At 66.9% G+C, this 25,643-nt stretch carries 27 protein-coding genes; 19 read left to right on the plus strand and 8 right to left on the minus strand.

What is annotated here, in order from left to right:
* A partial coding sequence (locus A5704_RS13800; protein WP_156737672.1) for a DUF1707 domain-containing protein occupies positions 1-354 on the minus strand: 354 nt, incomplete at its 3' end.
* 119 nt (positions 355-473) lie between these two features.
* Here A5704_RS13800 and A5704_RS13805 point away from each other — a divergent pair.
* The 9 genes from A5704_RS13805 (at position 474) to dnaB (ending at position 10,756) form a co-directional block, all read left to right on the plus strand.
* On the plus strand, positions 474-899 hold the full coding sequence (locus A5704_RS13805) for a DUF5318 domain-containing protein (RefSeq protein ID WP_067761414.1): 426 nt from the start codon (positions 474-476) through the stop codon (positions 897-899).
* The gene (locus A5704_RS13810) at positions 892-3,462 is read left to right on the plus strand and encodes a transglycosylase domain-containing protein (protein ID WP_156675739.1); all 2,571 of its coding nucleotides are present in this window, start codon (positions 892-894) and stop codon (positions 3,460-3,462) included. The genes A5704_RS13805 and A5704_RS13810 overlap by 8 nt, the downstream gene beginning before the upstream one ends.
* Positions 3,459-5,108 carry a glycosyltransferase family 87 protein gene (locus A5704_RS13815; protein WP_067889454.1) on the plus strand — a complete coding sequence of 550 codons (1,650 nt, stop codon included), beginning with the start codon at positions 3,459-3,461 and terminating at the stop codon, positions 5,106-5,108. Before A5704_RS13810 ends, A5704_RS13815 begins: the two co-directional genes overlap by 4 nt.
* Complete coding sequence (locus A5704_RS13820; protein WP_067761417.1) at positions 5,105-5,746, plus strand: DJ-1/PfpI family protein; 642 nt, start codon at positions 5,105-5,107, stop codon at positions 5,744-5,746. The genes A5704_RS13815 and A5704_RS13820 overlap by 4 nt, the downstream gene beginning before the upstream one ends.
* Positions 5,747-5,891: 145 nt before the next feature.
* A complete protein-coding gene (rpsF, locus tag A5704_RS13825; RefSeq protein WP_036362157.1) occupies positions 5,892-6,182 on the plus strand; it encodes a 30S ribosomal protein S6 in 291 nt (96 codons plus the stop codon).
* 112 nt (positions 6,183-6,294) lie between these two features.
* Positions 6,295-6,816 (plus strand): single-stranded DNA-binding protein, encoded by a 522-nt coding sequence (locus A5704_RS13830; protein WP_067308144.1) that lies wholly within the window; start codon positions 6,295-6,297, stop codon positions 6,814-6,816.
* A gap of 37 nt (positions 6,817-6,853) precedes the next feature.
* On the plus strand, positions 6,854-7,108 hold the full coding sequence (rpsR, locus tag A5704_RS13835) for a 30S ribosomal protein S18 (RefSeq protein WP_055399563.1): 255 nt from the start codon (positions 6,854-6,856) through the stop codon (positions 7,106-7,108).
* A gap of 32 nt (positions 7,109-7,140) precedes the next feature.
* Positions 7,141-7,599: a 50S ribosomal protein L9 gene (gene rplI / locus A5704_RS13840; protein WP_067761381.1), complete on the plus strand. Its 459-nt coding sequence runs from the start codon at positions 7,141-7,143 to the stop codon at positions 7,597-7,599.
* Positions 7,600-8,128: 529 nt separating this feature from the next.
* On the plus strand, positions 8,129-10,756 hold the full coding sequence (gene dnaB / locus A5704_RS13845; RefSeq protein WP_067761378.1) for a replicative DNA helicase: 2,628 nt from the start codon (positions 8,129-8,131) through the stop codon (positions 10,754-10,756).
* Positions 10,757-10,848: 92 nt separating this feature from the next.
* On the opposite strand, the gene A5704_RS13850 is transcribed toward dnaB, so the two are convergent.
* A complete protein-coding gene (locus A5704_RS13850) occupies positions 10,849-11,448 on the minus strand; it encodes a hypothetical protein (protein ID WP_231969101.1) in 600 nt (199 codons plus the stop codon).
* Between the two features lie 113 nt (positions 11,449-11,561).
* On the opposite strand from A5704_RS13850, the gene A5704_RS13855 reads away from it, so the two are divergent.
* Both A5704_RS13855 and A5704_RS13860 read left to right on the plus strand, forming a co-directional pair.
* Positions 11,562-12,554 (plus strand): glycoside hydrolase family 6 protein, encoded by a 993-nt coding sequence (locus tag A5704_RS13855; protein ID WP_156670292.1) that lies wholly within the window; start codon positions 11,562-11,564, stop codon positions 12,552-12,554.
* 115 nt (positions 12,555-12,669) lie between these two features.
* On the plus strand, positions 12,670-13,524 hold the full coding sequence (locus A5704_RS13860) for a transglutaminase family protein (RefSeq protein WP_067761368.1): 855 nt from the start codon (positions 12,670-12,672) through the stop codon (positions 13,522-13,524).
* Between the two features lie 20 nt (positions 13,525-13,544).
* Here A5704_RS13860 and A5704_RS13865 read toward each other — a convergent pair whose 3' ends face one another.
* On the minus strand, positions 13,545-14,576 hold the full coding sequence (locus A5704_RS13865) for a fused (3R)-hydroxyacyl-ACP dehydratase subunits HadA/HadB (protein WP_067761366.1): 1,032 nt from the start codon (positions 14,574-14,576) through the stop codon (positions 13,545-13,547).
* A 161-nt stretch (positions 14,577-14,737) separates the two neighbouring features.
* On the opposite strand from A5704_RS13865, the gene A5704_RS13870 reads away from it, so the two are divergent.
* Positions 14,738-15,058, plus strand: a complete 321-nt coding sequence (locus A5704_RS13870; RefSeq protein WP_067889457.1) for a DUF1330 domain-containing protein — start codon at positions 14,738-14,740, stop codon at positions 15,056-15,058.
* Positions 15,059-15,105: 47 nt separating this feature from the next.
* Here the strand turns inward: A5704_RS13870 and A5704_RS13875 are convergent, their stop codons facing one another.
* The gene (locus tag A5704_RS13875; protein WP_082950085.1) at positions 15,106-15,933 is read right to left on the minus strand and encodes a mycofactocin-coupled SDR family oxidoreductase; all 828 of its coding nucleotides are present in this window, start codon (positions 15,931-15,933) and stop codon (positions 15,106-15,108) included.
* A gap of 150 nt (positions 15,934-16,083) precedes the next feature.
* Between A5704_RS13875 and A5704_RS13880 the strand changes: the two genes are divergently transcribed.
* Positions 16,084-17,571 (plus strand): NAD(P)/FAD-dependent oxidoreductase, encoded by a 1,488-nt coding sequence (locus tag A5704_RS13880; protein WP_067761357.1) that lies wholly within the window; start codon positions 16,084-16,086, stop codon positions 17,569-17,571.
* Here A5704_RS13880 and A5704_RS13885 read toward each other — a convergent pair.
* A complete protein-coding gene (locus A5704_RS13885; RefSeq protein WP_067761354.1) occupies positions 17,568-18,419 on the minus strand; it encodes a LysR family transcriptional regulator in 852 nt (283 codons plus the stop codon). The genes A5704_RS13880 and A5704_RS13885 overlap by 4 nt on opposite strands.
* Before the next feature lie 171 nt (positions 18,420-18,590).
* On the opposite strand from A5704_RS13885, the gene A5704_RS13890 reads away from it, so the two are divergent.
* The 4 genes from A5704_RS13890 (at position 18,591) to A5704_RS13905 (ending at position 21,689) form a co-directional block, all read left to right on the plus strand.
* On the plus strand, positions 18,591-19,544 hold the full coding sequence (locus tag A5704_RS13890) for a DMT family transporter (RefSeq protein ID WP_082954866.1): 954 nt from the start codon (positions 18,591-18,593) through the stop codon (positions 19,542-19,544).
* 128 nt (positions 19,545-19,672) lie between these two features.
* On the plus strand, positions 19,673-20,902 hold the full coding sequence (locus tag A5704_RS13895; RefSeq protein ID WP_197508489.1) for a TetR/AcrR family transcriptional regulator: 1,230 nt from the start codon (positions 19,673-19,675) through the stop codon (positions 20,900-20,902).
* A gap of 215 nt (positions 20,903-21,117) precedes the next feature.
* Complete coding sequence (locus A5704_RS13900) at positions 21,118-21,342, plus strand: hypothetical protein (RefSeq protein WP_067889460.1); 225 nt, start codon at positions 21,118-21,120, stop codon at positions 21,340-21,342.
* 11 nt (positions 21,343-21,353) lie between these two features.
* On the plus strand, positions 21,354-21,689 hold the full coding sequence (locus A5704_RS13905) for a hypothetical protein (protein ID WP_197499200.1): 336 nt from the start codon (positions 21,354-21,356) through the stop codon (positions 21,687-21,689).
* 43 nt (positions 21,690-21,732) lie between these two features.
* On the opposite strand, the gene A5704_RS28830 is transcribed toward A5704_RS13905, so the two are convergent.
* Together A5704_RS28830 and A5704_RS13910 are read right to left on the minus strand one after the other, a co-directional pair.
* A complete protein-coding gene (locus tag A5704_RS28830) occupies positions 21,733-21,900 on the minus strand; it encodes a hypothetical protein (protein WP_197508488.1) in 168 nt (55 codons plus the stop codon).
* Positions 21,901-21,985: 85 nt separating this feature from the next.
* Entirely contained in the window at positions 21,986-22,675 is a 690-nt protein-coding gene (locus A5704_RS13910; RefSeq protein ID WP_067889463.1) for a class I SAM-dependent methyltransferase, read from the minus strand.
* A 302-nt stretch (positions 22,676-22,977) separates the two neighbouring features.
* On the opposite strand from A5704_RS13910, the gene A5704_RS13915 reads away from it, so the two are divergent.
* Together A5704_RS13915 and A5704_RS13920 are read left to right on the plus strand one after the other, a co-directional pair.
* Positions 22,978-23,400, plus strand: coding sequence for a nitroreductase family deazaflavin-dependent oxidoreductase (locus A5704_RS13915; protein WP_067761340.1), 423 nt, complete (start codon positions 22,978-22,980; stop codon positions 23,398-23,400).
* 361 nt (positions 23,401-23,761) lie between these two features.
* On the plus strand, positions 23,762-25,249 hold the full coding sequence (locus tag A5704_RS13920) for a SulP family inorganic anion transporter (RefSeq protein WP_231969103.1): 1,488 nt from the start codon (positions 23,762-23,764) through the stop codon (positions 25,247-25,249).
* A 15-nt stretch (positions 25,250-25,264) separates the two neighbouring features.
* On the opposite strand, the gene A5704_RS13925 is transcribed toward A5704_RS13920, so the two are convergent.
* Positions 25,265-25,643: LLM class flavin-dependent oxidoreductase (locus A5704_RS13925; RefSeq protein ID WP_156670291.1), on the minus strand; the 379-nt coding region annotated here is incomplete at its 5' end.

Below are 25,643 nucleotides of genomic sequence, written 5' to 3' on the forward strand. Positions count from 1 at the left end.
CTTGGTGTTGCCGTACATGCGCCACCCGATGCCGATGCCGAGCAGTACCGACACGACGAACGCGGCGGCGAGCACCCCCCAGCCCCCGAGCCTTGGCGGCACCGGCCGGGCCCTGACGGTCGTCGTCGGCAGGGCGCTGCTGTCGGTCTGCAGATCGCTCACCAGATCCTGCAGGTCGCCGAGCGTGACGGCCTTGGTGGCCGCGCTCACCCGTTCCCGGTGCTCTTCCATGGAGAGCTCGCCGTCGTTGAGGGCGTTGTCGAGGATCTTGCAGGCGTCCTGCCGGTTGACGTCTTTGGCGCGGGTGCTCGCCGCCGCGCCACCGCCAAGCGATGTCCCGAGCCATTTCGCCACGGGACGATCGTAGAGTCCCGGTCCGGTGGGCACGGGAAAGGACCGAACGATGACCCGGCTGCGGGCGCCACAGTTTGGTTGCGTATCGGCCGTCCGGATGGAGACGTACTCTGGTGGGCGTGCGACTGCAGCGACAAGTGGTGGACTACGCGCTCCGGCGGCGAGCACTGCTGGCCGAGGTGTACTCGGGCCGCACCGGCGTGTCCGAGGTATGCGACGCGAACCCTTATCTGCTGCGCGCCGCCAAGTTTCACGGGAAACCGAGCCAGGTCATGTGCCCGATCTGTCGCAAGGAACAGCTGACGCTGGTGTCGTGGGTGTTCGGCGAACACCTGGGCCCGGTGTCGGGGTCGGCCCGCACGGCCGAAGAGTTGGTCCTGCTGGCGACTCGCTTCGAGGAGTTCGCTGTCCACGTGGTGGAGGTGTGCAGGACCTGCAGTTGGAATCATCTGGTCAAGTCGTACGTGCTCGGCGCGGCGCGCCCACCCAAGGGCACCCGCACCACGCGGACGGCGCGAAACGGCGCGCGCACGGCCATTGAGTAACGACGGACGCCACGACCAGTCGTCCAACAACGCGGATGGGCCGGCGACTGAGCGCGTGGGCAAACACGGAAGCGGCGAGCGCCCGCGTGACGCGCCGTCGGCACCCGGTCAACGGCGGGGGGTTCCCCCGGACGACCGGATGACCACGATCCTGCCGCCGGTCGTCGACGACCGGTCACCCCGGCGGCCCGATCCCAGCATCGAGGAAGTCAAAGCCGCGCTGGAGGGCCCTCCGTCCACGCCGCTGCAGCGGGACGCGCTCGAGGAGGTCAAGGCCGCGCTGGAGAGCCGGACGCCGCCGCGGCGCGAGCGGCCGGGCGCGGGGGGCCCACCGGAGGGACCACCGCCGCCATCCGGTCCGCGACGGCCCGGCGGCCCCGACGGCTTCGGACGCCGGCCCCGGGGTGACGTCCATTGGACGCAACAGATCAATTGGCTGTGGGTGCGGCGAGCGGCCTACCTGTCGGCGGTGGTGCTGGTGCTGCTGCCGATCGTCACGTTCGCGATGGCGTATTTCATCGTCGACATCCCCAAGCCCGGCGATCTGCGCACCAATCAGGTGTCCACCATCCTGGCCAGCGACGGATCCGAGATCGCCAAAATCATCCCGCCCGAGGGCAATCGGGTCGACGTCAACATCAACCAGGTGCCGGTACACGTGCGGCAGGCGGTGATCGCCGCCGAGGACCGCAACTTCTATTCGAATCCGGGTTTCGACTTCAGCGGATTCGCGCGGGCGGTGAACAACAACCTCTTCGGCAACGGCGACCTGCAGGGCGGGTCGACGATCACCCAGCAATACGTGAAGAACGCGCTGGTGGGTTCGGCTCAGCACGGTCTCAGCGGCCTGATGCGTAAGGCCAAGGAACTCGTGATCGCCACCAAGATGTCGGGTGAGTGGTCGAAAGACGATGTGCTGCAGGCCTACCTGAACATCATCTACTTCGGCCGCGGTGCCTACGGCATTTCCGCCGCCGCGAAGGCCTACTTCAACAAGCCCGTCGAGCAGCTCACCGTCTCGGAGGGGGCGCTGCTCGCCGCGCTGATCAGGCGGCCCTCGTCGCTGGATCCGGCCATCGATCCGCAGGGCGCCCGGGCCCGGTGGAACTGGGTTCTCGACGGCATGGTGGAGACCAAGGCATTGTCACCCAGTGACCGTGCCGCGCAGGAGTTTCCGGAGACGGTCCCGCCGGATCAGGCGCGCGCGGAGAACCAGACGACGGGGCCCAACGGCCTGATCGAGCGTCAGGTGACCAAAGAGTTGATGGAGCTGTTCAACATCGACGAGCGGACCCTGAACACCCAGGGCTTGCAGGTCACCACCACGATCGACCCGAAGGCCCAGCAGGCCGCCGAAAAGGCGGTCTCGAAATACCTTGACGGGCAAGACCCCGACATGCGGTCGGCGGTGGTGTCGATCGACCCGCACGACGGGGCGATACGCGCGTATTACGGCGGTACGGACGCCAACGGATTCGACTTCGCGCAGGCCGGCCTGCAAACCGGTTCGTCGTTCAAGGTTTTCGCGCTGGTCGCCGCGCTCGAGCAGGGGATCGGGCTGGGCTACCAGGTCGACAGTTCGCCTCTGACGGTCGACGGCATCAAGATCACGAACGTCGACGGTGAGGGCTGCGGCACGTGCAACATTGCCCAGGCCCTCAAGCAATCGCTGAACACCTCCTACTACCGGCTGATGCTCAAGCTCAAGGGCGGCCCGCAGGCCGTCGCGGACGCCGCGCACCAGGCCGGTATCGCCACCAGCTTCCCGGGTGTGGAGCACACCCTCTCCGAGGACGGCAAGGGCGGACCGCCCAACAACGGAGTTGTGCTGGGGCAGTACCAGACTCGGGTGATCGACATGGCCTCGGCGTACGCCACGCTGGCCGCCTCGGGTCTCTACCACCGGCCGCACTTCGTGCAGAAAGTCGTCAGCTCCGACGGGCAGGTGCTCTTCGATGCCAGCAAGTCCGACAACAACGGCGAGCAGCGGATCCCGAAGGCCGTGGCCGACAATGTCACCGCGGCCATGGAGCCGATCGCCAGCTACTCGCGGGGCCACGCTTTGGCAGGCGGCAGGCCATCGGCGGCCAAGACGGGAACCACGCAGCTCGGCGACACGACCGCCGACAAGGACGCCTGGATGGTCGGATACACGCCGTCTTTGTCCACGGCGGTCTGGGTCGGCACCGCGAAAGGCGACGTGCCCCTCGTAACCGCCTCGGGCGCACCGGTTTACGGCTCGGGGCTGCCGTCGGACATCTGGAAGTCGACGATGGACGGTGCGTTGAAGGGCACGTCGAACGAGTCGTTCCCCAAGCCGACCGAGATCGGCGGTTATGCGGGCGTCCCAGCGCCGCCGCCTCCGCCCCCGGCGCCGTCGGTGACCGTCATACAGCCCACGATCGAGGTGGCGCCGGGCATAACGATTCCCGTCGGCCCGCCGACCACCATCACCAACGCGCCGCCAGGACCGGGCGGTGGCGGCCCAGGCGGGCCGGGCGGCCCCGAGCCGGGTGTCCCGCCGGGCGGTCCGCAAGCTCCCGGGCCGCAGCCGCCGCCGTGACCGACGCCGAGCAGCGCAGCGCCATCATCTCTCCGGCGCGATTGGCCGGCGATCTGCGTAGCGTCGACAACCGCGATTGCCCCAGCCGCACCGACTCGTTGGGCGCCGCGCTGGCGGAGGTCGTCGGGGGGCCGGTGGGTGGGCACGCGCTGATCGGCCGGACGCGGGTGATGACGCCGCTGCGGGTGATGTTCTTGATCGGGCTGGTGTTCCTGGCGCTCGGCTGGTCGACGAAGGCGGCCTGCCTGCAGAGCACCGGAACCGGGACGGGCGATCAGCGGGTGGCCAACTGGGAGAACCAACGCGCGTACTACGAGCTGTGTTACTCCGATACGGTGCCGCTCTACGGCGCGGAGTTGTTGAGCCAGGGCAAGTTTCCGTACAAGTCGAGCTGGATCGAGACCGACGGCAGCGGCACCCCGCAGACCCGCTACGACGGCCGGCCCGCCGTGCGCTACATGGAGTATCCGGTGCTGACCGGGATGTATCAGTACGTGTCGATGGCGCTGGCGAAGACCTACACCGCGTTGAGCAAGCTGGCGCCGCTGCCGGTGGTCGCCGAGGTGGTGATGTTCTTCAACGTCGCGGCGTTCGGCCTGGCGCTGGCGTGGCTGGCGACCGTCTGGGCGACCGCAGGCCTGGCGGGACGCCGGATATGGGACGCGGCCCTGGTGGCCGCGTCGCCGCTGCTGATCTTCCAGATCTTCACCAATTTCGATGCGCTGGCAACGGGTTTGGCGATGGCCGGTGTGCTGGCATGGGCCCGCCGTAAACCGGTGCTGGCCGGCGTGCTGATCGGATTGGGCGCCGCGGCCAAGCTGTATCCATTGTTGTTCCTGGGCCCCATGGTGGTCCTGGCGATTCGGACGGGACGCTTCCGCGCTGTGGCGCGCACCGCCGCGACGGCCGCGGTGACATGGTTGTTGGTGAATCTGCCGGTTTTGGTGCTGTTTCCGCGCGGGTGGTCGGAATTCTTCCGGCTCAACACCCGCCGCGGTGACGACATGGATTCGCTTTACAACGTCGTCAAGTCGTTCACCGGCTGGCACGGATTCGACCCCAAGCTCGGGTTCTGGCAGCCGCCCACGGTCCTGAACACGGTGGTCACGGTGCTATTCGGAATCGGTTGCGCTGCAATCGCATACGTGGTGCTCACCGCCCCTCAGCGCCCGCGGCTGGCGCAGCTGTTGTTCTTGGTGGTGGCGGTGTTCTTGTTGACCAACAAGGTGTGGAGCCCGCAGTTCTCGCTGTGGCTGGTGCCGTTGGCGGTGCTCGCCTTGCCGCACCGCCGGATCCTGCTGGCGTGGATGACCATCGACGCGGTGGTGTGGGTGCCGCGGATGTACTACCTATATGGCAATCCGAATCGCTCGCTGCCCGAACAGTTCTTCACCACCACGGTGGTGTTGCGTGACGTCGCCGTCGTGGTGCTGTGCGCGTTGGTGATCCGCCAGATCTACCGGCCCGGCGAGGATCTGGTGCGTTGGGGCGGCCGGGTGGACGACCCGTCCGGCGGTCCCTTCGACCGCGCACCCGACGCCGCGCCCGGATGGCTGCCGGACTGGCTGCGCCCGGCCGGCCCGCGGCGCGCACCGGAGCCGGACCCCGAGGCCGAATCGGCGGTGCCGGCCGGGGTGGCGCCATGACGCTCGTCGCCGTTCCCTTGTTTCCCCGGGTGACCGCGCTCGACGCGGTGGGGCCCTACGAGGTGCTGCAGCGCGTTCCGTCGGTCGAGGTGGTGTTCATCGGTCACCGCCGCGGCGAGGTGCGGACGGAGAACGGGATGCTCGGCCTCTGCTGCGACGCGCGGTTCGATGAGGTCACGTCGCCGGACGTGGTGCTGGTTCCCGGCGGGATCGGCACCCGGCAGCTGATTCACGACGAGACCATCCGGAGCTGGCTGCAAGCCGTCCACCAAACCACGACGTTCACCACGTCGGTGTGCACGGGTGCGCTGCTGCTGGCCGCGGCGGGCCTGCTCGAGGGACTCACCGCCACGACGCACTGGCGGGCAAGCGACCTGCTGAACAAGCTCGGAGCCCGATACGTGCCGGACCGCGTCGTCGAGCACCTCCCGCAACGGATCATCACCGCCGCCGGGGTGTCCAGCGGCATCGACATGGCTCTGCGGCTGGTCGAACTCCTCGTCGATCGGCAGGCCGCGCAGGCCGCGCAACTGCTCATCGAATACGACCCGCAGCCGCCGTTCGACGCGGGCTCCCTGGCCAAGGCCGATCAGGCGACGGTCACGCGGGCCACCGCATACTTGGACGCCCGGCAGTAGCCGGATTGCCCGGCCGCCCGGATCCGCCGCGATTTTGGAGGCCACCCCGCCCATCCGGTAGCCTGATGCGGTTGCCGACGCAGGCGACCCTCCTGCCACGGAACGACCGTGGCCGCTTGAGACCAGAGGAGGTGGTGAGGTTTCCATGCGTCCATACGAAATCATGGTCATTCTTGACCCCACGCTCGACGAGCGCACCGTTGCTCCGTCCCTGGAGACGTTCCTGAACGTCGTCCGTAAAGACGGCGGGACCGTCGAGAAGGTCGACATCTGGGGCCGGCGCCGGCTGGCCTACGAGATCGCCAAGCACGCCGAGGGCATCTATGTGGTGGTCGACCTCAAGGCGGAGCCGGCGACGGTTTCCGAGCTCGACCGCCAGCTGAGCCTCAACGAGTCGGTACTGCGCACCAAGGTGATGCGCACCGACAAGCACTAACACCTGTGGCTGAGTCGTGGGCCCACCGTCGGTGGACTTGCGTAGGCTCAGCGAGGATACGTGCCATCCACCGTCTGAGAAGCGAGTAGCAGGGCGGACCTAGGAGGAAATTGTGGCTGGTGACACCACCATCACCGTCGTCGGAAACCTGACCGCCGACCCCGAACTGCGGTTCACCCCGTCCGGTGCCGCCGTCGCGAATTTCACCGTGGCGTCGACACCGCGAATTTATGACCGCCAGAGCGGGGAATGGAAGGACGGCGAGGCCCTCTTCCTGCGCTGCAACATCTGGCGGGAAGCCGCCGAGAACGTCGCCGAGAGCCTCACCCGGGGCGCCCGCGTGATCGTCACCGGCCGGCTCAAGCAGCGTTCCTTCGAGACGCGTGAAGGCGAGAAGCGGACCGTCGTCGAGGTCGAGGTCGACGAGATCGGCCCCTCGCTGCGGTACGCCACCGCCAAGGTGAACAAGGCCAGCCGCAGCGGCGGCGGCGGTGGCGGTGGTGGCTTCGGCGGCGGGGGCGGGTCCCGGCAGGGATCGGCGCCACCGGCGAGCAGCGCACCGGCCGACGACCCGTGGGGCAGCGCCCCGGCATCCGGGTCATTCGGCGGCGGCGACGACGAACCGCCGTTCTGAAGAACTTCAACAGTAAGAAACGGAAAGAAAGACAGTCATGGCGAAGTCCAGCAAGCGACGTCCGGCTCCGGAAAAGCCGGTCAAGACGCGGAAGTGTGTCTTCTGCGCCAAGAAGGACCAATCGATCGATTACAAGGACACCGCGTTGCTGCGCACCTACATCAGTGAGCGCGGCAAGATCCGGGCGCGTCGGGTCACCGGCAACTGCGTGCAGCACCAGCGTGACATCGCGATCGCGGTGAAGAATGCCCGCGAGGTGGCTCTGCTGCCCTTCACCTCCTCGGCGCGATAGCCGCCGAAGCTCGAGCGAAAGTACGAATAACGATGAAGCTGATATTGACGGCTGACGTCGACCACCTCGGTACGGTCGGCGACACGGTCGAAGTCAAGGACGGCTATGGCCGCAACTTCCTGCTTCCGCGCGGCCTGGCGATCGTCGCCTCGCGCGGCGCGCAGAAGCAGGCCGACGAGATCCGCCGGTCCCGCGAGAGCAAGGCGGTGCGCGACCTCGGGCACGCCAACGAACTCAAGACGGCGATCGAGGCGCTGGGCCCCGTCCAGCTGCCGGTGCGCACCGCGGCCGATTCCGGAAAGCTGTTCGGCTCGGTCACCTCGGGGGACGTCGTCGCGGCCATCAAGAAGGCCGGCGGTCCCAATCTGGACAAGCGAATCGTCCGGCTGCCCAAGTCGCACATCAAGGCCGTGGGCACCCACCCGGTGTCGGTGCATCTGCACCCCGAGGTCGACGTCGAGGTCGCCCTCGAGGTCGTGGCGGAGAGCTAACCCGGCAACCTTTGCTCTTACCCGGCGGCGGCCAGCTTCGGCCGCCGCCGGGCTCAGTTGTGCGGCCGGCACAGTCTTCGGCCTCTCGTCCGGCGGTCGCGGACGCGCGCCCTAGCGAACTGTTGCTCCGGTGTATCCCGAGGGTCCTCTTTACCCTGCCGTAACGCTGCGAAAATGTGGCTGAAAGCCAACACGCCCGGAGCAGTAACCTGCGACGACACGCCGTAGAGATTCTTGTCCACACGAAATTCGTCGCGTTACATGGCCCTTAACAGCAGTGATGTCACGGCCCCTTGAATTCATACACAGGTTCTCCACACCCCACTCAACACAGGTGTCGACGGATATGCACACACGATGCACAGGTTCATAAACAGCCGCGCTTTCACCTACTAGCCAGCAACGTCTAACGTCGTCCCGGCGCGAGGCGTGCGAGTGCTGTGGGACGAAAGTGTCGGCTCCTTGACTTACGCTGAAGAAACCGGTTTTCGAATGTATGTTCGGGCGTGTGGCAGGGGAGGAGGGATCCATGGCGGTCGTCGATGACTTGTCGGCGGGCATGGATTCATCGGCGCCGAGCGAGGACTTCGGCCGCCAGCCACCGCAGGATCTGGCCGCGGAGCAGGCGGTGCTCGGCGGCATGCTGCTGAGCAAGGACGCCATCGCCGACGTGCTGGAACGGTTGCGGCCCGGCGACTTCTACCGACCCGCGCACCAGAACGTCTACGACGCGATCCTGGACCTGTATGGCCGTGGCGAGCCGGCCGACGCCGTGACGGTGGCCGCGGAACTGGACCGGCGCGGGATGCTGCGCCGGATCGGCGGCGCCCCCTATCTCCACACGCTGATCTCCACCGTGCCCACGGCCGCCAATGCGGGCTACTACGCGACCATCGTCGCCGAGAAGGCGCTACTGCGGCGGTTGGTAGAGGCGGGGACGCGGGTCGTGCAATACGGCTACGCGGGCGCCGAGGGCGCCGACGTGGCCGAGGTGGTTGATCGCGCACAGGCGGAGATCTACGAGGTTGCCGACCGACGGACGACGGAGGATTTCGTTCCGCTGGAGGACCTGCTGCAGCCGACGATGGACGAGATCGACGCGATCGCTTCCAACGGCGGCGTGGCGCGTGGCGTGCCGACTGGCTTCACCGAGCTCGACGAGGTGACCAACGGCCTGCACGCCGGTCAGATGATCATCGTGGCGGCCAGGCCTGGAGTCGGGAAGGCGCTCGCGTTGGACACGCTGCTGCCCACACCCTCGGGCTGGACGACGATGGGCGACGTCGCGGTCGGTGACGAGCTGCTCGGCGACGACGGGCGGCCGACGCGGGTGGTGGCCGCCACCGACGTGATGCTGGGACGGCCGTGCTATGAGGTGGAATTCTCCGACGGGACGGTGATCGTCGCCGACGAAGCCCATCAGTGGCTGACCGAAACTCGCGCATCCCGGAAGTCGGCGCAAGCCGCGGCGGTGGGCTACAACCGCTATAAGAATCAGCGCACCTTTGCGGCGGTGCGAACCACGGCCGAGATCGCCGAGACTCTGCGCTGCGACACGGTGGACCGGCGGCTGAACCACTCCGTGGTGAACGCGAGTGCGCTCGACCTACCCGAGCGCGAATTGTTGGTTCCCGCATACACGCTCGGGGCCTGGCTCGGCGACGGCACCAGTGCCGCGGCTCAGATCACCACGGCCGATCCGGAAATCATCATGCGCATCGAGGCGGACGGCTTGGTGGCCTTTCCGTCGGCGTCCGCGCGGTACCGCTACCACCTGCGCCTGCCGGCCGGCGCGGGGCCGGCTCCTCGCCAGTGCGCAGTTTGCGGCAAGTCGTTCATTCCCCAGACCAGTCAGGTGCGGACCTGTGGGCGCTCATGCGGTGGCCGGGCACGGTTCGTTTCTGCTCCGGTGCCGAGCCCGACGTGTATTCGTTGTGGGGGACCGTCGGCGGGGCTGCGGTTGTGCCAGAGCTGCCACGCCTCCGTGGGCACCCTGCAGGCGCGCCTGCGAACGCTCGGCGTGCTCGGTAATAAGCACATCCCGATCGAGTACCTGCGCGGGTCCGAGAGACAACGGCGCGCCCTGCTCGCCGGCTTGCTCGACACGGACGGGACGGTCACGGCGGGCGGTGCGGTCCAGTTCTCGGTCACCAGTCAGCGGCTGGCGTGCGATGCCGCCGAGCTGATCGTCAGCCTCGGCTATCGCTGCCAAACCTCGGCCAAGCGCGTCCGGGGTGGGCACGAGTCGTCGAGCACCGCATACACGCTGACCTTCTCCACGGACGACGTGGTGTTCGCGTTGCAGCGAAAGGCCATCGCGCACAAGGAACGAAGGGCCGCCACCGGTACCGCGCGCTCGGGCTCACGCTTCATTGTGGACGTCCGACCGGTCGAGACCGTCGCCGTGCGTTGTGTTGAGGTCGACAACGACAGCCACCTGTATTTGGCGAGCAGGGCCATGATCCCGACGCACAATTCCACTCTCGGTCTGGATTTTCTGCGGTCCTGCTCGATCAAGCACCGGCTGGCCAGCGTCATCTTCTCGCTGGAGATGAGCAAGTCCGAGATCGTCATGCGGCTGCTGTCGGCGGAGGCGAAGATCAAACTCGCCGACATGCGTTCCGGGCGGATGAGCGACGACGACTGGACGCGGCTGGCGCGCCGGATGAGCGAAATCAGTGAGGCGCCACTGTATATCGACGACTCGCCGAACCTGACGATGATGGAGATCCGCGCCAAGGCGCGCCGGCTGAAGCAGAAGGCCGACCTGCGTCTGGTCGTGGTCGACTATCTGCAGCTGATGTCGTCGGGAAAGAAGGTCGAGTCGCGCCAGCTCGAGGTGTCCGAATTCTCGCGCCAACTCAAATTGTTGGCCAAGGAACTCGAGGTGCCCGTGGTGGCGATCAGCCAGCTCAACCGCGGTCCCGAGCAGCGCACCGACAAGAAGCCGATGTTGTCCGACCTCCGCGAGTCGGGATCGCTGGAACAGGACGCCGACATGGTGATCCTGCTGAACCGGCCGGACGCGTTCGAGCGGGACGATCCGCGCGGGGGAGAGGCGGATTTCATTCTCGCCAAACACCGCAACGGCCCCACCAAGACGGTGACCGTCGCGCACCAGTTGCACCTGTCGCGCTTTGCCAACATGGCGCGGTAGGCGGCGCCATCTAGGGCCGGCATCGATGCGGTGACCGGCATGGCGCGGAAACCGGCACCGCCGCCGGCCCCTGGTCGGCCCGATCTCGTTGCTCAATCAGCCGCCGCGCGGACGCGTCTCGCCTCCATTGCGGCGAGCGAAGTGGCGACCACCAACACTCCGGTGGCCGCCACTTCGGCTACCAATGCGGCGGAGTTGAGCACTTCGCGGTCCGGAAGCTCAGATATGCCCAATTCGTGCTTGGTGTCCCCGGCCAGCACCCCGGGCCGCACCAAACACAAGAGGGCGGTGACGAATGCGACGACCGCGAAGCCGCACGCGACCAACCCGAGCACATTGACGCGCGTCGCGCCCACCATCGCGGCGGCTGCCGCGAGCGAGGCGATCACGATGGTCCAACCGGGCGCACTGTTCGCCATGCCGGCGAGGTGGGCGCCGTAGTGTTCGCCATGCTCGCCGATGTAGACGCCGAGACCATTCCACCGAAGGGGTAATCCCAGATGGTCTAAGTCAATCCACGGCAGAAGTGTCAGTGCGGCTGCCGCGATGGCTGCCACGACGGCTACTGCGGAGATTGGCTTGGTGAGCACCGCAGCCCCCCTTTCGACCGTTGGCTCGAACGATGATGACACCGGGCCGGTGCCTCCACGGATGCTGTGTCTCGATCTTAGGAAAAAGAGAGGCGAGAGCATTTCGTCTCCCTGTGGTCGCGGAGGTTTGGGTCGTACGCGAGCAGCGAGCCGGGCAGAGAGGCAACTTCCACCCGGAATCGCGCGGCTTGCCGTGACGCAGTAGTTTCCCTGACGTGATGTCCTCAGCTGCTCATGCCCTCATGCGGTGGATCAGTCCCTTCCTGACGGTGGCGGCTGTCGCCTGGATTTGTGCGCCGCATGCCGGTCCCGCCCCGGCGGTGCGCTTGGCCAGTGACGGCAACCCGTTGGCCGGTGCGCCGTTCTACGTCAATCCCAATTCGGCGGCGATGCGCGCCGCGCAGAGCGCCGATCCGCCGAGTGCCGAGTTGACCGCGATCGCCAACACGCCGCAGGCCTACTGGATCGTCCCCGGAGGTTCGGCAGCCACCGTCGGCAAGTACGTCGGCGACGCGAACGCCGCCGGCGCCATCCCGGTGCTGACGATTTACGGCATCCCCCACCGCGACTGTGGCAGCTTCGCCGCGGGCGGCATGGGGTCGGGCGCGGACTACCGAGGCTGGATCGACGGAATCGCGTCTGGCGTCGGCGCCTCGCGGGTGGCGATCATCGTCGAGCCCGACGCGCTTGCGATGGCCGACTGCTTATCGGGGGATCAGCGCCAGGAGCGCTACGACCTGGTCCGGTACGCCGTCGACACGCTGACCCGAGACCCGGCCGCGGCCGTCTACGTCGACGCGGGGCACTTGCGCTGGCATAGCGCCGAGGACATGGCGGGCAGGCTCAACCAGGCCGGTGTGGGCCACGCGCGTGGTTTCAGCGTCAACACGGCCAACTTCTTCACCACCGAGGACGAAATCGGTTATGGAGAAGCAATTTCGGGCCTCACGAATGGTTCGCACTACGTGGTCGACACTTCCCGCAACGGAGCCGGACCGGCACCCGACTCCGGGCTCAACTGGTGCAACCCGGGCGGCCGAGCGCTCGGCACCCCGCCGACCACGGCGACCGCCGGCGCACACGCCGACGCCTACCTGTGGATCAAACGTCCCGGCGAATCCGACGGAACTTGCGATAAGGGCGATCCGCCTGCGGGCACCTTCGTCAGCCAGTACGCCATCGATCTCGCACACCGGGCGGGCCAGTAGTCGAGGCGTGCAGCCGGCGAGCGCCAAAGGCGTTCGTGCGGTAAGAAAGTGCGTACATGAAAGCCTGCCAAGCAGCGAGCGGGATTCGACCGGCTTCGACGAAAAGGCTTGAGTTATGCCCGCATGGAGACACCGCAGCGCCACGACCGAGAGCAGGACGACCGACGCCGGCCGCAGCGTCGGCGTAGAAATCGAAGTCGAGGTCACCGAACCGGCGGTGCTGGATTTCCAGGTGGCGGTCAGCCGGCAGCCGGGCATCGATGTGAGCGAATCCCTGCGGATCACGCGAAACGGCAAGGCGCTGGAACCGCGAGAGGTCATCGGCGCGCATCAGTCGCGCATCCATGTCGTGGCGGCCGAAAAAGGAACGGTCACGGTGTCGTACGCGGCGACGGTCACCGGGCGGGCGGACCCGGCGCCGGTGAACGACATCGACGCCATCACGTATCTGCGCCCGAGTAGGTACGCGGAGGCCGACAAGTTCTTCGGTTTCGCCGCAACCGAATTCGAGCAGTACGCGACCTCGGTGACGTTGCTGGAGAAGGTCTCGTCTTGGGTCGGCACCCGGCTCAGCTATGTCCCGGGATCCAGCGATCCGATCGACGGGGCCACCGACACATTGCTCGCGGGCGCGGGCGTGTGCCGCGACTATGCCCATCTGGTGATCGCGTTGCTACGCGCGGTCAACGTCCCGGCGCGACTGGTGGCGGTGTACGCGCCGGGGTGCCATCCGATGGATTTTCACGCCGTGGCCGAGGCCTTGATCGACGGTGTGTGGCGCGTCGTCGACGCGACGTGCCTGGCGCCCCGACAGTCGATGGTGCGGATCGCCACCGGCCGCGATGCCGCCGACACCGCATTTCTCGACAACCACGGGGGCGCCATCACCGTGCAGAACATGACCGTCACCGCTGTCGTCGACGGGGAGCTGCCCAGGGACTCGGTCGAGCAACTCGTGAGCCTCGGGTAGCGGCGCGGCGCCGCCGTCGTTCAGCGGAAGCGGATATCCGCCGTCGCCAGCCCGAAGATCTTCCTACCGCCGGACTTTGCGACGACGATGACGACACCGGCCCGGGTCGCCGGGTCCAGTGACTTGATCCGTCCGCTGTATTCGATGTCTGCACCGTCGGTGGCCGAGACGATCGCGGGTTGGGCCAGCCGCACCGCATACCGGCTCACCGCGCCGGGGTCTCCCGACCACGAGGAGATGAAGGCCGCGCCCAAACCCATGGTGAGCATTCCGTGGGCGATCACGTCGGGCTGGCCTGCCAGCTTGGCGACGTTCTCGTCCCAGTGCAACGGATTGGCGTCGCCGGCGACACCGGCGTAGTTCACCAGGTCGCCGCGCGACAGGCGGGCGTGGTGCACCGGTAGCTCGTCACCGACTTTCAGGTCATCGAAGCACGCAGTGCCCGGGATGCGGTCCGTACCGGCTTGGGCGATCCGAACGTCACTCGCCTGGCGCACAGTCTTCCGATAGGCCGCTTCCGAGGTGTCGATTCCGGCGAGGTTCACGTCGTGCATCACCACGTTCTTCGCGGCCACCAGCATCTCCGGATCGACGTCGTCCGCGGTGACACCCACGACGGTGGTGTGCATGGTGTGCACCCGCTCGCCGGCGGAGTCGGTGAACGTGTTGGTCACGGTGATCAGGTCACGGCCGGCGACTCTGCGGACCGACGAGAGTTCGACGTCGGTGTGCAATTCGTCGCCCGCGACGATCGGTCGGTGCTGCTCGAAGACTTCTTCGGTCTGCAGATACATGTCATAACCGACGACGACCGATTCGAACAGGTGGCGATTGGCGACCATGCCGGGGATCGACGTGAACGTCAGCGGCGCCACCAGCCCCGAATATCCCAGCTCCGCGGCGGTCGCGACATCCCAGTGGGCGGGGTGGTAGTCCTGGACAGCCCGGGCGTACTCCCGCACTTTCTCCCCGGAGACCCGGTACGGTTCGTGGACCTGGTAGTAGTGGCCCACGCGGGATTCGAGCGTTGGCGTTTCGGCTGGTGCGGTCATTAATTGCTCAACATTTCTATCGACCGGTTCGCTGCGGCCGACGAAGGCACCCTAACCCGCAGAGACCCGCGACCATCGACGCGGTCGGTCGGCGAGCTGCGGCGAACGGGCGAGAGGCGCCGGCCCGCCGGCGCGCGTCTGGCCACGTAATGTCGATGGCCATGACCGTTTATGCCTTGAATCTCTTCGATGTGGCCGATGCCGAGGAGTACCGCGCATACTCGCGACGGTCGCCCGCCGAGGTTGCCAAGCATGGTGGTCGCGTTGTTGCGCTCGGCAGTTTTCAGGAGGCGATCGTCGGCGACATCGAGCCCCGCCAGGTGCTGATCCTCGTGGAGTGGGAGTCGCGGGAGGCCTTCGACAGCTACTGCAACGACCCGGACCTCGCCGACCTGCATCCGCATCGCGAGAACGGATCGTCGAAATACATCTGGCACCTGTTCGACCGTCTCGACGATCTCAGGCCCGTGCTCCGTCGATGAGCGTGGCCAGGATGGGGGACGGCCCCGCCTCCGGGTGCCCGGCCGGTTCAGATCTTGAGGTAGCCCTTGTCGGCGGGGATTTGGGCGGCGGTGACCAACGACGACGCGTCGCTGGCAAGCCAGACCACGATGTCGGAGACCATGTCGGGAGGCGCGAGGGACTCGGTCGGCAGTGCGCCGGGCGAGAAGCTGTGGATGTAGTGCGGGTGGTCCTGGAAGGTTTGGTACATCGACAGGTCGTTACCCATCGGGGTGTCGGTGCCGTATGGGTGCACGGAGTTGACGCGGATCCCGAATTCGCCGAGCTCGACGGCCAACGAATTGGTCAGTCCGACGACGCCGAATTTGCTTGCGCAGTAATGCCCACATCCGGGGACGGCCTTGATCCCGGCCGCGGAGCTGATGTTGATGATCGACCCACCATTGCCGGCCGCGATCATCACGGGCACAACGGATTTCATGGTGTTCCACAGTCCGGTGAGGTTGATATCGATGGTCTCCTGCCACTGCCGGGGTGAAATCTCCCATACCCGGCCCCAATTCAGCACGCCGGCGTTGGCCACGACGATGTCGAGCCGGCCGAACTGTTCGATGGCATTCGCCACGATCCGCTGTTGGCCGGACAGGTCTCGGACGTCGACTTCGTCGGCGAAAATCTTGCGGCCCTCGCCCTCCACCAGATTGACGGTTTCGGCAAGATCTTCGGGTAGGGCGGATGGGTAGCCGTTGTGTTCGGCGACGGGTGCGCAGGCATCGATAGCGACAATGTCGGCGCCGGCCCGGGCGAGCCGGACGCAGTGGGAGCGGCCCTGGCCGCGGGCGGCCCCGGTCACGTAGGCGACTTTGCCGGCGAGGGGGGCGATTGGCTCGGTCACGCCGATAGCTCCTCTGCTTGCTGCGCTGGCTCGGAGTGTTTCGCCGATGATAAGCATCGCCGTTCCGACGTTTGACGAAATGGCAGAAAATTGGGATTGCCAAGTCAGGGACTCGACCGCGTCGCGGCGGCTGCGTGCGACAGTTACCGGATGACACGTGTCGCCGTGATCGGCGCCGGACCGGGCGGCTTGGTGGCGGCGCGCTGGCTGTTGTCGCAAGGGCTCGAGCCCACGATCTTCGAGCAAGGTTCGACGCTAGGCGGGCAGTGGGCGACGTCGGAGGAATGCAGCGGCATCTGGCCGGGCATGCACACCAACAGCAGCCGCACCATGACGGCCTTCAGCGACCTCGAGCATGACAGCGAACTCGTCTACCAACCCAACCGCGACATTCTCGACTATCTGCATCGCTACGCCGCCAAATTCGGTCTGACGTCACGCATTCGGCTGCGCAACCGAGTCGAACTGGTCAGCCGGGACGACAAGCCCGGCTGGCTCCTGCGCCACGCCGAGGGTATCGACAGATTCGAGCGAGTGGTGGTGGCCAGTGGCAGGTTCAGTGCGCCGGCGGTCCCCCCGGTCGCGGGGCTGGAGACTTTTTCCGGCTGCGCGGGTGCGACGACGACGTTCGGCTACCGGGACGGCACCGCATATCGCGGCAAGCGGATCTTAGTGGCCGGCTGCGCGATCAGTGCGCTCGAAGTCGCTTCGGAGATAGCGCAACTCGGAGCAGCGCACGTGGTTGTGACGCAGCGGCGGCAACGGTACGTCGTCCCCAAATTCGTTTCCGGCGTCCCCACCGACCATCTGCTCTACACGCGATACGGCACCCTGTCGGAAGAGCGCCTCCCGGCTGAGGACGTCGAGGGCCAGTTGAAGGAGATTGTGCTCGGGGCCGCGGGAAGCCCCGAGCAGTACGGAGCCCCGGCGCCGGACCCTTCGGTTCTCACGGCTGGCGTGACCCTCAGTCAGCATTATCTCCCGCTGGTCGCGGAGGGCCGAATCTCGGTGCGGCCGTGGATGAAAACGGTGGCGGGCAGGAGGGTGGTTTTCGCCGACGATCATGCGGAGGAGTTTGACGGAATCTTCTTCGGGACCGGTTTCAATCTGCGCCTACCGTTCTTGAGCGAAGACGTTCAGAAGGTTCTGGACCTCGACGCGGTGCACCTGGACGCGGACCGGTACACCTTCCATCCGGAGCTCCCCGGGCTGGCCTTCGTGGGGATGTGGGACCAGGCGGGCGGGTACTTCGTGCCGCTCGAGCTCCAGGCCAGGTGGATCGCCTACGCGTGGGGCGGTGTCATTCCGGCCGTGGGTGATCGCGAGCAGCGGCTGGCAATCAACGCCTACCGCGCCCGCCGGGGTGCGTCGCAGAAGTCGCGATTGAACCTCGTCGCCATCGCCTTCGCCCGGGCCGCGGGCGTGGAGCCGAGACTGGACAACTGGCCGAACCTGCGCCGCGCGTTGTTATTCGGCCCACTGGCGCCGAGTTGCTTTCGGCTGGAGGGACCTGACGCGCTTCCGGACGCGCCGGAGCGGTTTGTCCGAGAGGCCGCCCGGTTCGGTGCCATCACTTCGAATGACATGACAGAGCGCGAACAACGCTATTTGGCGGCGCTCTCTGACAGCCACCCCTAGTCCGCGGCGGCCAGCACGTCACGTACCGCATCGTCGACCGTGGCCAGCAAGTCCGGGTCGATACCGGCACGTCCGCGAACCAGGACCGAGGCGTTATTGGCCGGCGGCAGGCCCTCGGCCGGACACAGGCCGTCCGGCAGCTTGCCGATCATCGGCAACAACGCCACTCCGAGCCCCGACCGAACCGCCGCGTACAGGCCGGACAGGTCCCCGCACTCGGCGGCGATCTCGTAGACGATGCCGTGATTTTCCAGGATCGCGAAGGCTGGTTCGCGCAAGGTGCACGGCTCGGAGAAGACCACCAATGGTAGGGGGTCGCGCGGAAGCACCGACAGCGTTCGCGCCGAAATCCATTGCAGCCCAACTACTCCCGATGCGTTGGCGCGATCCAGGCCCGCGCCGTCGACCATGATTGCCAAGTCGACCAGCCCACGTTCGATCGAGTCGGCGAGCGACACGTTGCGGTCGAGTCGGAAGCGCACCCGCCGGTCGGGAAGCCGGTCTCGCAGGATGCCCGTCAGTCCGGCCAGCATCACGTCCGCGCCGTGCTCGGTGGCGCCGATCGTCAGAAGCCTGGGCTCCGTGGCGCCCAGGTCGTCGAGCGCCCTGTCGTGCGCGGACAAGATCGTCCTGGCGTGCCGCAGGGCCTTCAGTCCGATTTCGGTGAACACGATGCCGCGGCCGGAGCGTTGGATCAGCGGCTCACCGACGACGGCTTCGACTCGGCGCAGATGCTGGCTGACCGCGGACTGGCTCAGGTGCAGCGCGGCGGCGGCGCGGTGAAACCCGCCACAGTCGGCGACCGCGACCAGGCTGCGCAACGGCGCGATGTCCAGCACCTGGGCCATAACCGCACGATAGTCTGATCAGCGAATCTAATCAATCATTGCGCCGGAAGCGCCGATTTCGCTCAGCCGGATTGGAAATCGATAAGGCAACGCGATCAATCGCGATCAGCAATATTCGTTGGACGGTGGGCGGCGGTCTGAGCAAGCATGGGTCGCATGGACTTGCCGCGCATGCCGCTGACCACCGCGTCGGCGGTGACGTTCCTCTACGCACTCGGTTACCCGATCGGGGTGCTGGCGGTGACCGCCATGGCGCCGATGGATGCCCTGGTGCTGCGATTTGCTTTGGCCGCAATCATTTTGACCGTCTGGGCGGCCTTCGCCAAGGCGCCCTGGCCGCGGGGGGCACAGTTCGGCCACGTCGTGGTGGCAGGTCTGCTGATCCAGGCCGTGCAATTCTGCTGCTGCTACGAGGCCTTTCGGCTCGGGTCACCGGCGGTGCTGTGTGCGGTGGTGATCGCGATGAACCCCGTCGCCACGGCCATCCTGGCCGCGGTGTTCCTGAGTGAGCCGCTCGGGCGGCAACGGGTGGCCGCGCTCGCCCTCGGCGTCGTCGCTGTGCTCGCGGCGTGTGCCAGAAGGCTGACCAGCACCCACGGCCTGGACCCCGTGATCGTGTTGCTTGGCGTTGCGCTGCTTGGGCTTTCGGCCGGCGGCGTCTACCAACAGCGGTTTTGCACCGGCGTCGACTTCCGCACGATGAGCGCGATGCAGAATGCGGTCGCGCTGGTTCCCGCGGCGGCGCTTGCGTTGCTGACGCCGTTCACCGTGCATGACGTCCGGCAGGCGGCGATCGCGATTGCCGGCATGGTGCTGTTGAACGCGACCCTGGCGGTGAGCCTTTATGTCCGCGCCATCAACGCCCACGGTGCGGCGGCGGTGGCGATGCTGTTCGCCGTAATCCCCGCACTCGCCGGGCTACTCTCCTGGCTCATGCTGGGCCAGCGTCCCGACGTCGGCGTCGGGATCGGCCTGGTTCTGGGCGGACTGGCCTGCTGGCTCAACGGCCGGGGGGCACGCGCGCGCCGTGGGGCCGCGGGACGTGGGCCTGAACAGATCTCGGCGGCCACGGTTGACCAGCGCATCCAGGTGTCGTGCGGGTCGCCATCGAGTGCGCGGGGGTAGCGTTCGATCGGGTTCGGATCCGGGTGCGGCGCCGCCCCGAAAAACCCGTCGGACGCGCTCTTCCCAACGACTCCGCTGCGGCTACGGTGATGTCTATGACGCCGGCCGGCCGCTCGTCCGCAAACCCAGTGAAGCGGCGCCCGAGAGACCGCAAAGCGCAGATCGCGAGGGCGGCCGGCGATGCGTTCAGCGAGCTCGGATACCACGCGGTGAGCATGGAAAACATCGCCGCGCGGGTCGGAATCTCGGCGGCGGCGCTGTATCGCCATTCGCAGGGCAAATACGACCTGTTTCGCTCCGCGGTCCTGGCGCTCGGTCAGCTGCTCGTGGACGCCACCGAGTTCGCCGATCAGCTGCCCGCCGACGCCGATCCCCGGGAAACGCTGCGCGCACTAACTGCTGCCCTGATCGACACCACCATCGTCAACCGCACCGCGGGGGGACTCTATCGATGGGAGGGCCGCTATCTGCACGGGGAGGACGAGGAGGTGCTCACCGAGCAGGTCAGGCTGGTCAACCGGCGCCTGCAGCGGCCGTTGATCAGACTTCGGCCCAAACTGCAGTCGCGGCAGCGTTGGGTGCTCTCGGCGGCAATTTTGAGCGTCATCGGCAGCATCACCGATCACCGTTCCCGGCTCAGCAACGACGAGATCCGGGCGACGCTGGCCGACGTCGTGGCCGCGATATCAAAGGTGGACGTGCCGGTGCAGCGGCCGAGCGAGTCGGAGCCGGCGCAAGCGGTGACGATGACGAGGGCCGTCGGCAGCTATGAACTGCTGTTGCACGAATCGATTCGGTTGTTCAATGACCGTGGCTATCGGGAAACCGGCATGGAGGAGATCGCCGCGGCCGTGGGCATACCGGTGGCCAGCATCTACCAATACTTCCCCAGCAAGGCCGCGATACTGGCGGTCTCCTATCGCCGCGGCGCCGACCAGCTCTCCGGCGACCTGTCCACGATCCTGGCCGCGGGCGGTGATCCGGAGCAGTCGCTGCGGCGGCTGATCGACGCCTTCATCGAGCGGCTGTTCGCCAACCCCGAATTGGCCCGCGTCTACTACACGGAGCGCCACAACGTGCCGGACAACGAAGCGGTGCTCCTCTACAACATTCACCGCTCCACCGTCGAATCCTGGGCGCGGCTGGCGGTGGCGGCCCGGCCCGGGCTGACGCTCGGCCGGGCGCGATACGCCGTACACGCCGCCTTCGCCCTGGCCGTCGACATCGGCCAGCTCGTCATCCCCGGCCCCGGCGAGCCCGCCCGCATGACGCTGCGCCGACTGATGGCGACCACGCTGCTCGGCGAATCCGCCACACCTTCCGGTGGGGCAGCCCAGGGCGGCGCGCGCCGCCGTTGATTCGGGACGCAAGCCCTCGCGCGAATGACGCTGTACTTGTTGACGCGCCGGCGAGCGACGGTGCGCGTTAATCGGCTTCAAAACGCCCTCAGCGCAATAAACTCGTCCCCACCGGGCCGCACGGAATCTCAACAACGCCTTTCCAACGGTCCGAATTGCGATTAACATACGGGGAACGTCGGTATGGTACCTAGTCTCCGCGAAAGGCATGCCCGATGCTTCACAGGGTCCGTCAGCTGCTGGACTACCAGTTGACGATCGCCGAGCTGCTGGGTCTGGCCGTGCTGCTGGGCACGCCGTACCTCATCGTCGGGGTGATCTGGTCATCGACCCACACGAGCCACCTGCGCGACATGCACGGTACCGATCTGGTGGTCTCTTTTCTCGGCTCGATCGTGTCCTGGCCGGTGCTGATCTTCGCCAACGTGTGCATGACCTAGGGCACGGGATGATCAAACGCGGACCCCTGGCCTTCGCCGCGGCCGTGGTGGCTTTGACGCTCGGGCTTCTCGCGCTGCGGTTCCCGGTATTCATCGACGAATACGATCAATTCGGTTGGCAAGTCAAATGCGGCAGCGGATTCACCACGGATTTGGCCCAGGCCGCGAGCGCTGACAGGGACGAAAGCGGGTCGGCTAACTACGTCGGCCAATGTGACAGCGCGCTGATGATCAGGCGCGTCTGGGCGATTCCGGCGGCGGCGCTCGGCGGCCTCACGCTGGTGGGGCTGGCGGGGGTGGCGCTCGCACACGATCGCCGCAAGCTCCGCGAAGATTACGCGCCTTAAAACCAGTCGTATTGGCGCACAACCGCGTTCATCGCGGCCACGCCTAGCGCGTGCTCTCGTCGGGAAGGTCGCGCCGGGACTGGTGCCGCCCCGGCGCGTCCGGGTCCTCGTCCTGATGCTCCAGCTGCTCCTGCAACTTGCGCTGTTCCTCGGTCGCCTGCCGGGCGTCCTCGGGCGCGGGTGGCGGGTCGAAATTTACCTGCTGGTCCACGTGGATCTCCTCTGACCGTCTGCGATGCTCCAGTCAGGATCTCCCGAATGCCAGGCATCGAAACCTGGCCGGTCGTCCGCGCAGGCTAGCCCAGATGTGCGGACAGCAGCCAGGCTCCGATCGACTTGCGGCCGTTGCCCTCGTCACGAATGTCGGCACCCCCGAAGGCCTGAAAGCCTTCCGCGACGCTGTCGGGCACGTTGGCGTGAATGCGCGCCGGCCGGATCTCGTCGATCACCCAGTACTTGGACACCACGTCCAGCAACTCGTCCTCGGTGACCGCATTGACCGGGCCGTCGGCCGGCATGCCCGCCCGGTCGAACACCAGCACGAAATACGAGGCGCCGGGGGCGGCGGCCCGCACGATCGACTGCTGGTAACCCTCGCGCAATTCGACGGGCATGGAGTGGAACAGCGTGGAGTCGACGATGGTCCCGAAACGGCCGTCGTAGCCGTCGAAGGAGCTGATGTCGGCGACGTCGAAGGTCGCATTGGCAAGGCCGCGCCGGGCGGCCTTCTCGCGCGCCAGCTTGATGGCGGTCGGCGACTGGTCGAGGCCCACCGTGGTGAAGCCACGCTCGGCAAGGAACAGCGACACCGCCGCCTCGCCGCAACCGGCATCGAGTACGTCACCGTGGAACTTCCCGGCTTCGATGAGAGCCGCGATCTCCGGCTGTGGCTCGCCGATGCTCCACGGCGGCCGATTACCCTCGCCCATCTCCGGGGCCTCGCCCTTGTAGGCGGATTCAAACATTTCCTGAGTCGGCTGAGTCATGCCACAGTTATATCAAGTGCGCTGATATATGTCAACGAAATTGATACCCGGCGCACGCGCTCACCCCGAGGATGGCCGTGCGGTAGCCGGAGTGTTTGCCGAACGAAGCCAGTTCGCCGTTGGGTACTTCGGGCCCCTTGGGCGCGATCGCCCGCTGTGCGGCGACCGCGGCTGCGGTGGCGCCGTCGGCCGGAAGCCGGATCCCAGCTCCCGCCGTCGGTAGTTAGATCATTTAAGCGGTTCGGCCCCTGTGCGCCCGGGGGCGAAGATGACTATCGCGCACGGACATGTTGAGATCGGGTATGGCCGACGACATCGAACTGAGCCCGCGGGACTGGGTGCGCGAGCAGACCGAGCAGATCCTCAAGCAAGGCACCACCGACGGGGTCGAGATTTTCGATCGGCCCGTCGTCCTGCTGACCGTGACCGGGGCGAAATCCGGGAAGAAGCGGTATGTGCCGCTGATGCGCGTCGAAAACGACGGCCGTTACGCCATTGTCGCGTCGAAGGGCGGCGCACCCGAGCATCCGTCGTGGTACTTCAACCTGCAGGCCAACCCCGAGGTGACGTTGCAGGATGGCGAGAGGGTCGTGACGCTGAGGGCGCGCGAGCTCGAGGGGGCCGAGCGCGAAGACTGGTGGCAGCGCGCGGTCGAAGCGTATCCGCCGTACGCCGAATATCAGACGAAGACAACGAGGCAGATACCGGTCTTCGCCTTGGAGTAAACGGTCCGCCGCCCAGTCACTTTCGCCAACGGCGCGCGTCGCCTGCCATTCTCTTGGCCCGGCGAATTTGCGCCGCAAAAGATTTGCATTCGATATGCGCCCGGCCCGTCGTGTTGCGACCGGCCTGGCCGCCCCATACCTTCGGTACGAGTAAGCCATAGCAGGCTAACCAGAACAATGATGTTCCCGGCGAATGTAATCGTCTGTGCTGCAGGGTTTTACATTGCACAATTCGGCGCGTTACGGGCAGGTCCCGAACGTGCCCTCATGCGTAACCCAGGGAGGGCCCATGCAACGCGTCGAGCAGCTGGGGGAACACGATACCGAGACGGACGCCCGCGGCAGCCGGTTTCGCGCGGCCATGCAGTACGACCTTCCGGCGTCATTGGTGGTGTTCCTGGTGGCGCTTCCGCTGTCGTTGGGTATTGCGCTCGCCTCCGACGCCCCGGTGCTCTCCGGCCTGATTGCGGCGATCGTCGGGGGGATCGTCGCGGGGTGTCTCGGTGGGTCACCGTTGCAGGTGAGTGGCCCAGCGGCCGGGCTGACGGTCATTGTTGCTGACCTGGTATCCCAATTTGGCTGGGCCGTAACATGTTTGATCACAGTAATTGCCGGCGCCCTGCAAGTTGTGTTGGGTATCAGCCGGATTGCACGCGCCGCCCTGGCGATCTCGCCGGTCGTTGTGCACGCCATGCTGGCCGGCATCGGCATCACGATCGCCTTGCAGCAGGTGCACGTACTGCTGGGCGGTGAATCGCAGAGCTCGGCCTGGACGAACGTCGTCGGGCTGCCCGCGCAGGTCGTGGGCGCGCACCGGCCCGGGCTCGTGCTGGGCCTGCTTGTCATCGCCATCCTGATCGCTTGGCGCTGGGCGCCGGCTCGGGTGGCCAAGATTCCCGGTCCGTTGGTAGCCATCGTGGGCGTCACGGTCATCTCGGTCGTGTTGCCGTTCAACGTGTCCCGTATCCGATTGGAAGGCTCGGTGCTGGAGGCGCTGCAGCTGCCCCAGCTCCCGCAGGGTAACTGGGGGGCGGTCGTGATTGCGGTTATCACGGTCACGCTGATCACCAGCGTGCAAAGCCTGCTGACGGCGGTCGCGATCGACCGGATGCACACCGGGGCGCGGACCGACTTCAACCGTGAGTTGATCGGACAGGGCGCGGCGAACATGGCGTCGGGCGCGATCGGCGGGCTTCCCATCGCCGGGGTCATCGTGCGCAGCGCGGCCAATGTCAACGCAGGGGCCAAGACCCGGGCATCGACGATCATGCACGGGCTCTGGATCATGGTGTTCGCCGTGCCCTTCGCGGGATTGGTCGAACAGATCCCGACCGCGGCGCTCGCCGGCCTGCTCATCGTCATCGGGATCGAGCTGCTGAAGCCCGCGCACATCGAAACCGCGCTGCGCAACGGCGATCTGGCCGTCTATCTGGTGACCATAGTCTCCGTCGTTTTTCTCAATCTGCTACACGGCGTGCTGATCGGGCTCGCGGTGGCGGTCGCCGTGACCGGGTGGCGGGTAGTTCGGGCCAGGGTGGAAGCGAGGCCCGTGGGCGATGAATGGCATCTAATCATCGAGGGGGCATGCACCTTCCTGGCGCTGCCCCGCCTCACCGGGGTGCTCGCCACTATCCCCGAGCGCACCACGGTCACCGTCCACCTGCTGGCCAATTACCTCGATCACGCTGCGCACCAAGCGATCAGCGACTGGCAGCGCCGGCACTGCGCGACGGGCGGAGACGTAAACGTGCACAACCGGAAGCTGGAACCGTATGGGCGCGAGGGTAAGTCGTCGAAGTCCGAGCGCCGAGCGGCCCATCTCAGCCTGGTCGAAGCGGAGGCCGGCTAGTCCGCCCGGCCAGGCTCATCGATTCAGGTTGGCGGCGATCTGCCCCAACACGGCGAGGTGGTCGTCGACGGTGGACAGCCCCGCGTTCATCGTGTTGACCGATAGGTGGGTGGCGCCGGCATCTCGCCAGGCCGCTATCTCGCGGGCGGTCCGGACGCGGTCGCCGGTCCAGCTGACCCGGCCCTCCATGCCAAGCCGGTCCGCGTCGCGGCCGGCGGCCGCGGCGGCGCGCCGCACCTGCTCGCGGGCGTGGTCCAAACCGGGGCCGGGGGCGGTCATCGGGAACCAGCCGTCCGCGAGCCGGCCCGCGCGTTGCAGCCCGCGATCGGAGGCCGCGCCGATCCACACGGGAATGGGGCGTTGGACGGGCAACGGGGCCAGCCCCGCCGCGGTC

Source organism: Mycobacterium sp. E735 (genome assembly GCF_001666955.1).
GTDB lineage: Bacteria > Actinomycetota > Actinomycetes > Mycobacteriales > Mycobacteriaceae > Mycobacterium.

What these genes read in the sequence shown, in the direction of transcription:
- A5704_RS13820 (WP_067761417.1), top strand. Translation starts at nt 5,105, where the DNA reads ATGACGCTCGTCGCCGTTCCCTTGTTTCCCCGGGTGACCGCGCTCGAC.
- rpsF (WP_036362157.1), top strand. Translation starts at nt 5,892, where the DNA reads ATGCGTCCATACGAAATCATGGTCATTCTTGACCCCACGCTCGACGAG.
- rpsR (WP_055399563.1), top strand. Translation starts at nt 6,854, where the DNA reads ATGGCGAAGTCCAGCAAGCGACGTCCGGCTCCGGAAAAGCCGGTCAAG.
- rplI (WP_067761381.1), top strand. Translation starts at nt 7,141, where the DNA reads ATGAAGCTGATATTGACGGCTGACGTCGACCACCTCGGTACGGTCGGC.
- dnaB (WP_067761378.1), top strand. Translation starts at nt 8,129, where the DNA reads ATGGCGGTCGTCGATGACTTGTCGGCGGGCATGGATTCATCGGCGCCG.
- A5704_RS13850 (WP_231969101.1), bottom strand. Translation starts at nt 11,448, where the DNA reads ATGCTCTCGCCTCTCTTTTTCCTAAGATCGAGACACAGCATCCGTGGA.
- A5704_RS13860 (WP_067761368.1), top strand. Translation starts at nt 12,670, where the DNA reads ATGCCCGCATGGAGACACCGCAGCGCCACGACCGAGAGCAGGACGACC.
- A5704_RS13865 (WP_067761366.1), bottom strand. Translation starts at nt 14,576, where the DNA reads ATGACCGCACCAGCCGAAACGCCAACGCTCGAATCCCGCGTGGGCCAC.
- A5704_RS13870 (WP_067889457.1), top strand. Translation starts at nt 14,738, where the DNA reads ATGACCGTTTATGCCTTGAATCTCTTCGATGTGGCCGATGCCGAGGAG.
- A5704_RS13880 (WP_067761357.1), top strand. Translation starts at nt 16,084, where the DNA reads ATGACACGTGTCGCCGTGATCGGCGCCGGACCGGGCGGCTTGGTGGCG.
- A5704_RS13885 (WP_067761354.1), bottom strand. Translation starts at nt 18,419, where the DNA reads ATGGCCCAGGTGCTGGACATCGCGCCGTTGCGCAGCCTGGTCGCGGTC.
- A5704_RS13890 (WP_082954866.1), top strand. Translation starts at nt 18,591, where the DNA reads ATGCCGCTGACCACCGCGTCGGCGGTGACGTTCCTCTACGCACTCGGT.
- A5704_RS13900 (WP_067889460.1), top strand. Translation starts at nt 21,118, where the DNA reads ATGCTTCACAGGGTCCGTCAGCTGCTGGACTACCAGTTGACGATCGCC.
- A5704_RS13910 (WP_067889463.1), bottom strand. Translation starts at nt 22,675, where the DNA reads ATGACTCAGCCGACTCAGGAAATGTTTGAATCCGCCTACAAGGGCGAG.
- A5704_RS13915 (WP_067761340.1), top strand. Translation starts at nt 22,978, where the DNA reads ATGGCCGACGACATCGAACTGAGCCCGCGGGACTGGGTGCGCGAGCAG.
- A5704_RS13920 (WP_231969103.1), top strand. Translation starts at nt 23,762, where the DNA reads ATGCAGTACGACCTTCCGGCGTCATTGGTGGTGTTCCTGGTGGCGCTT.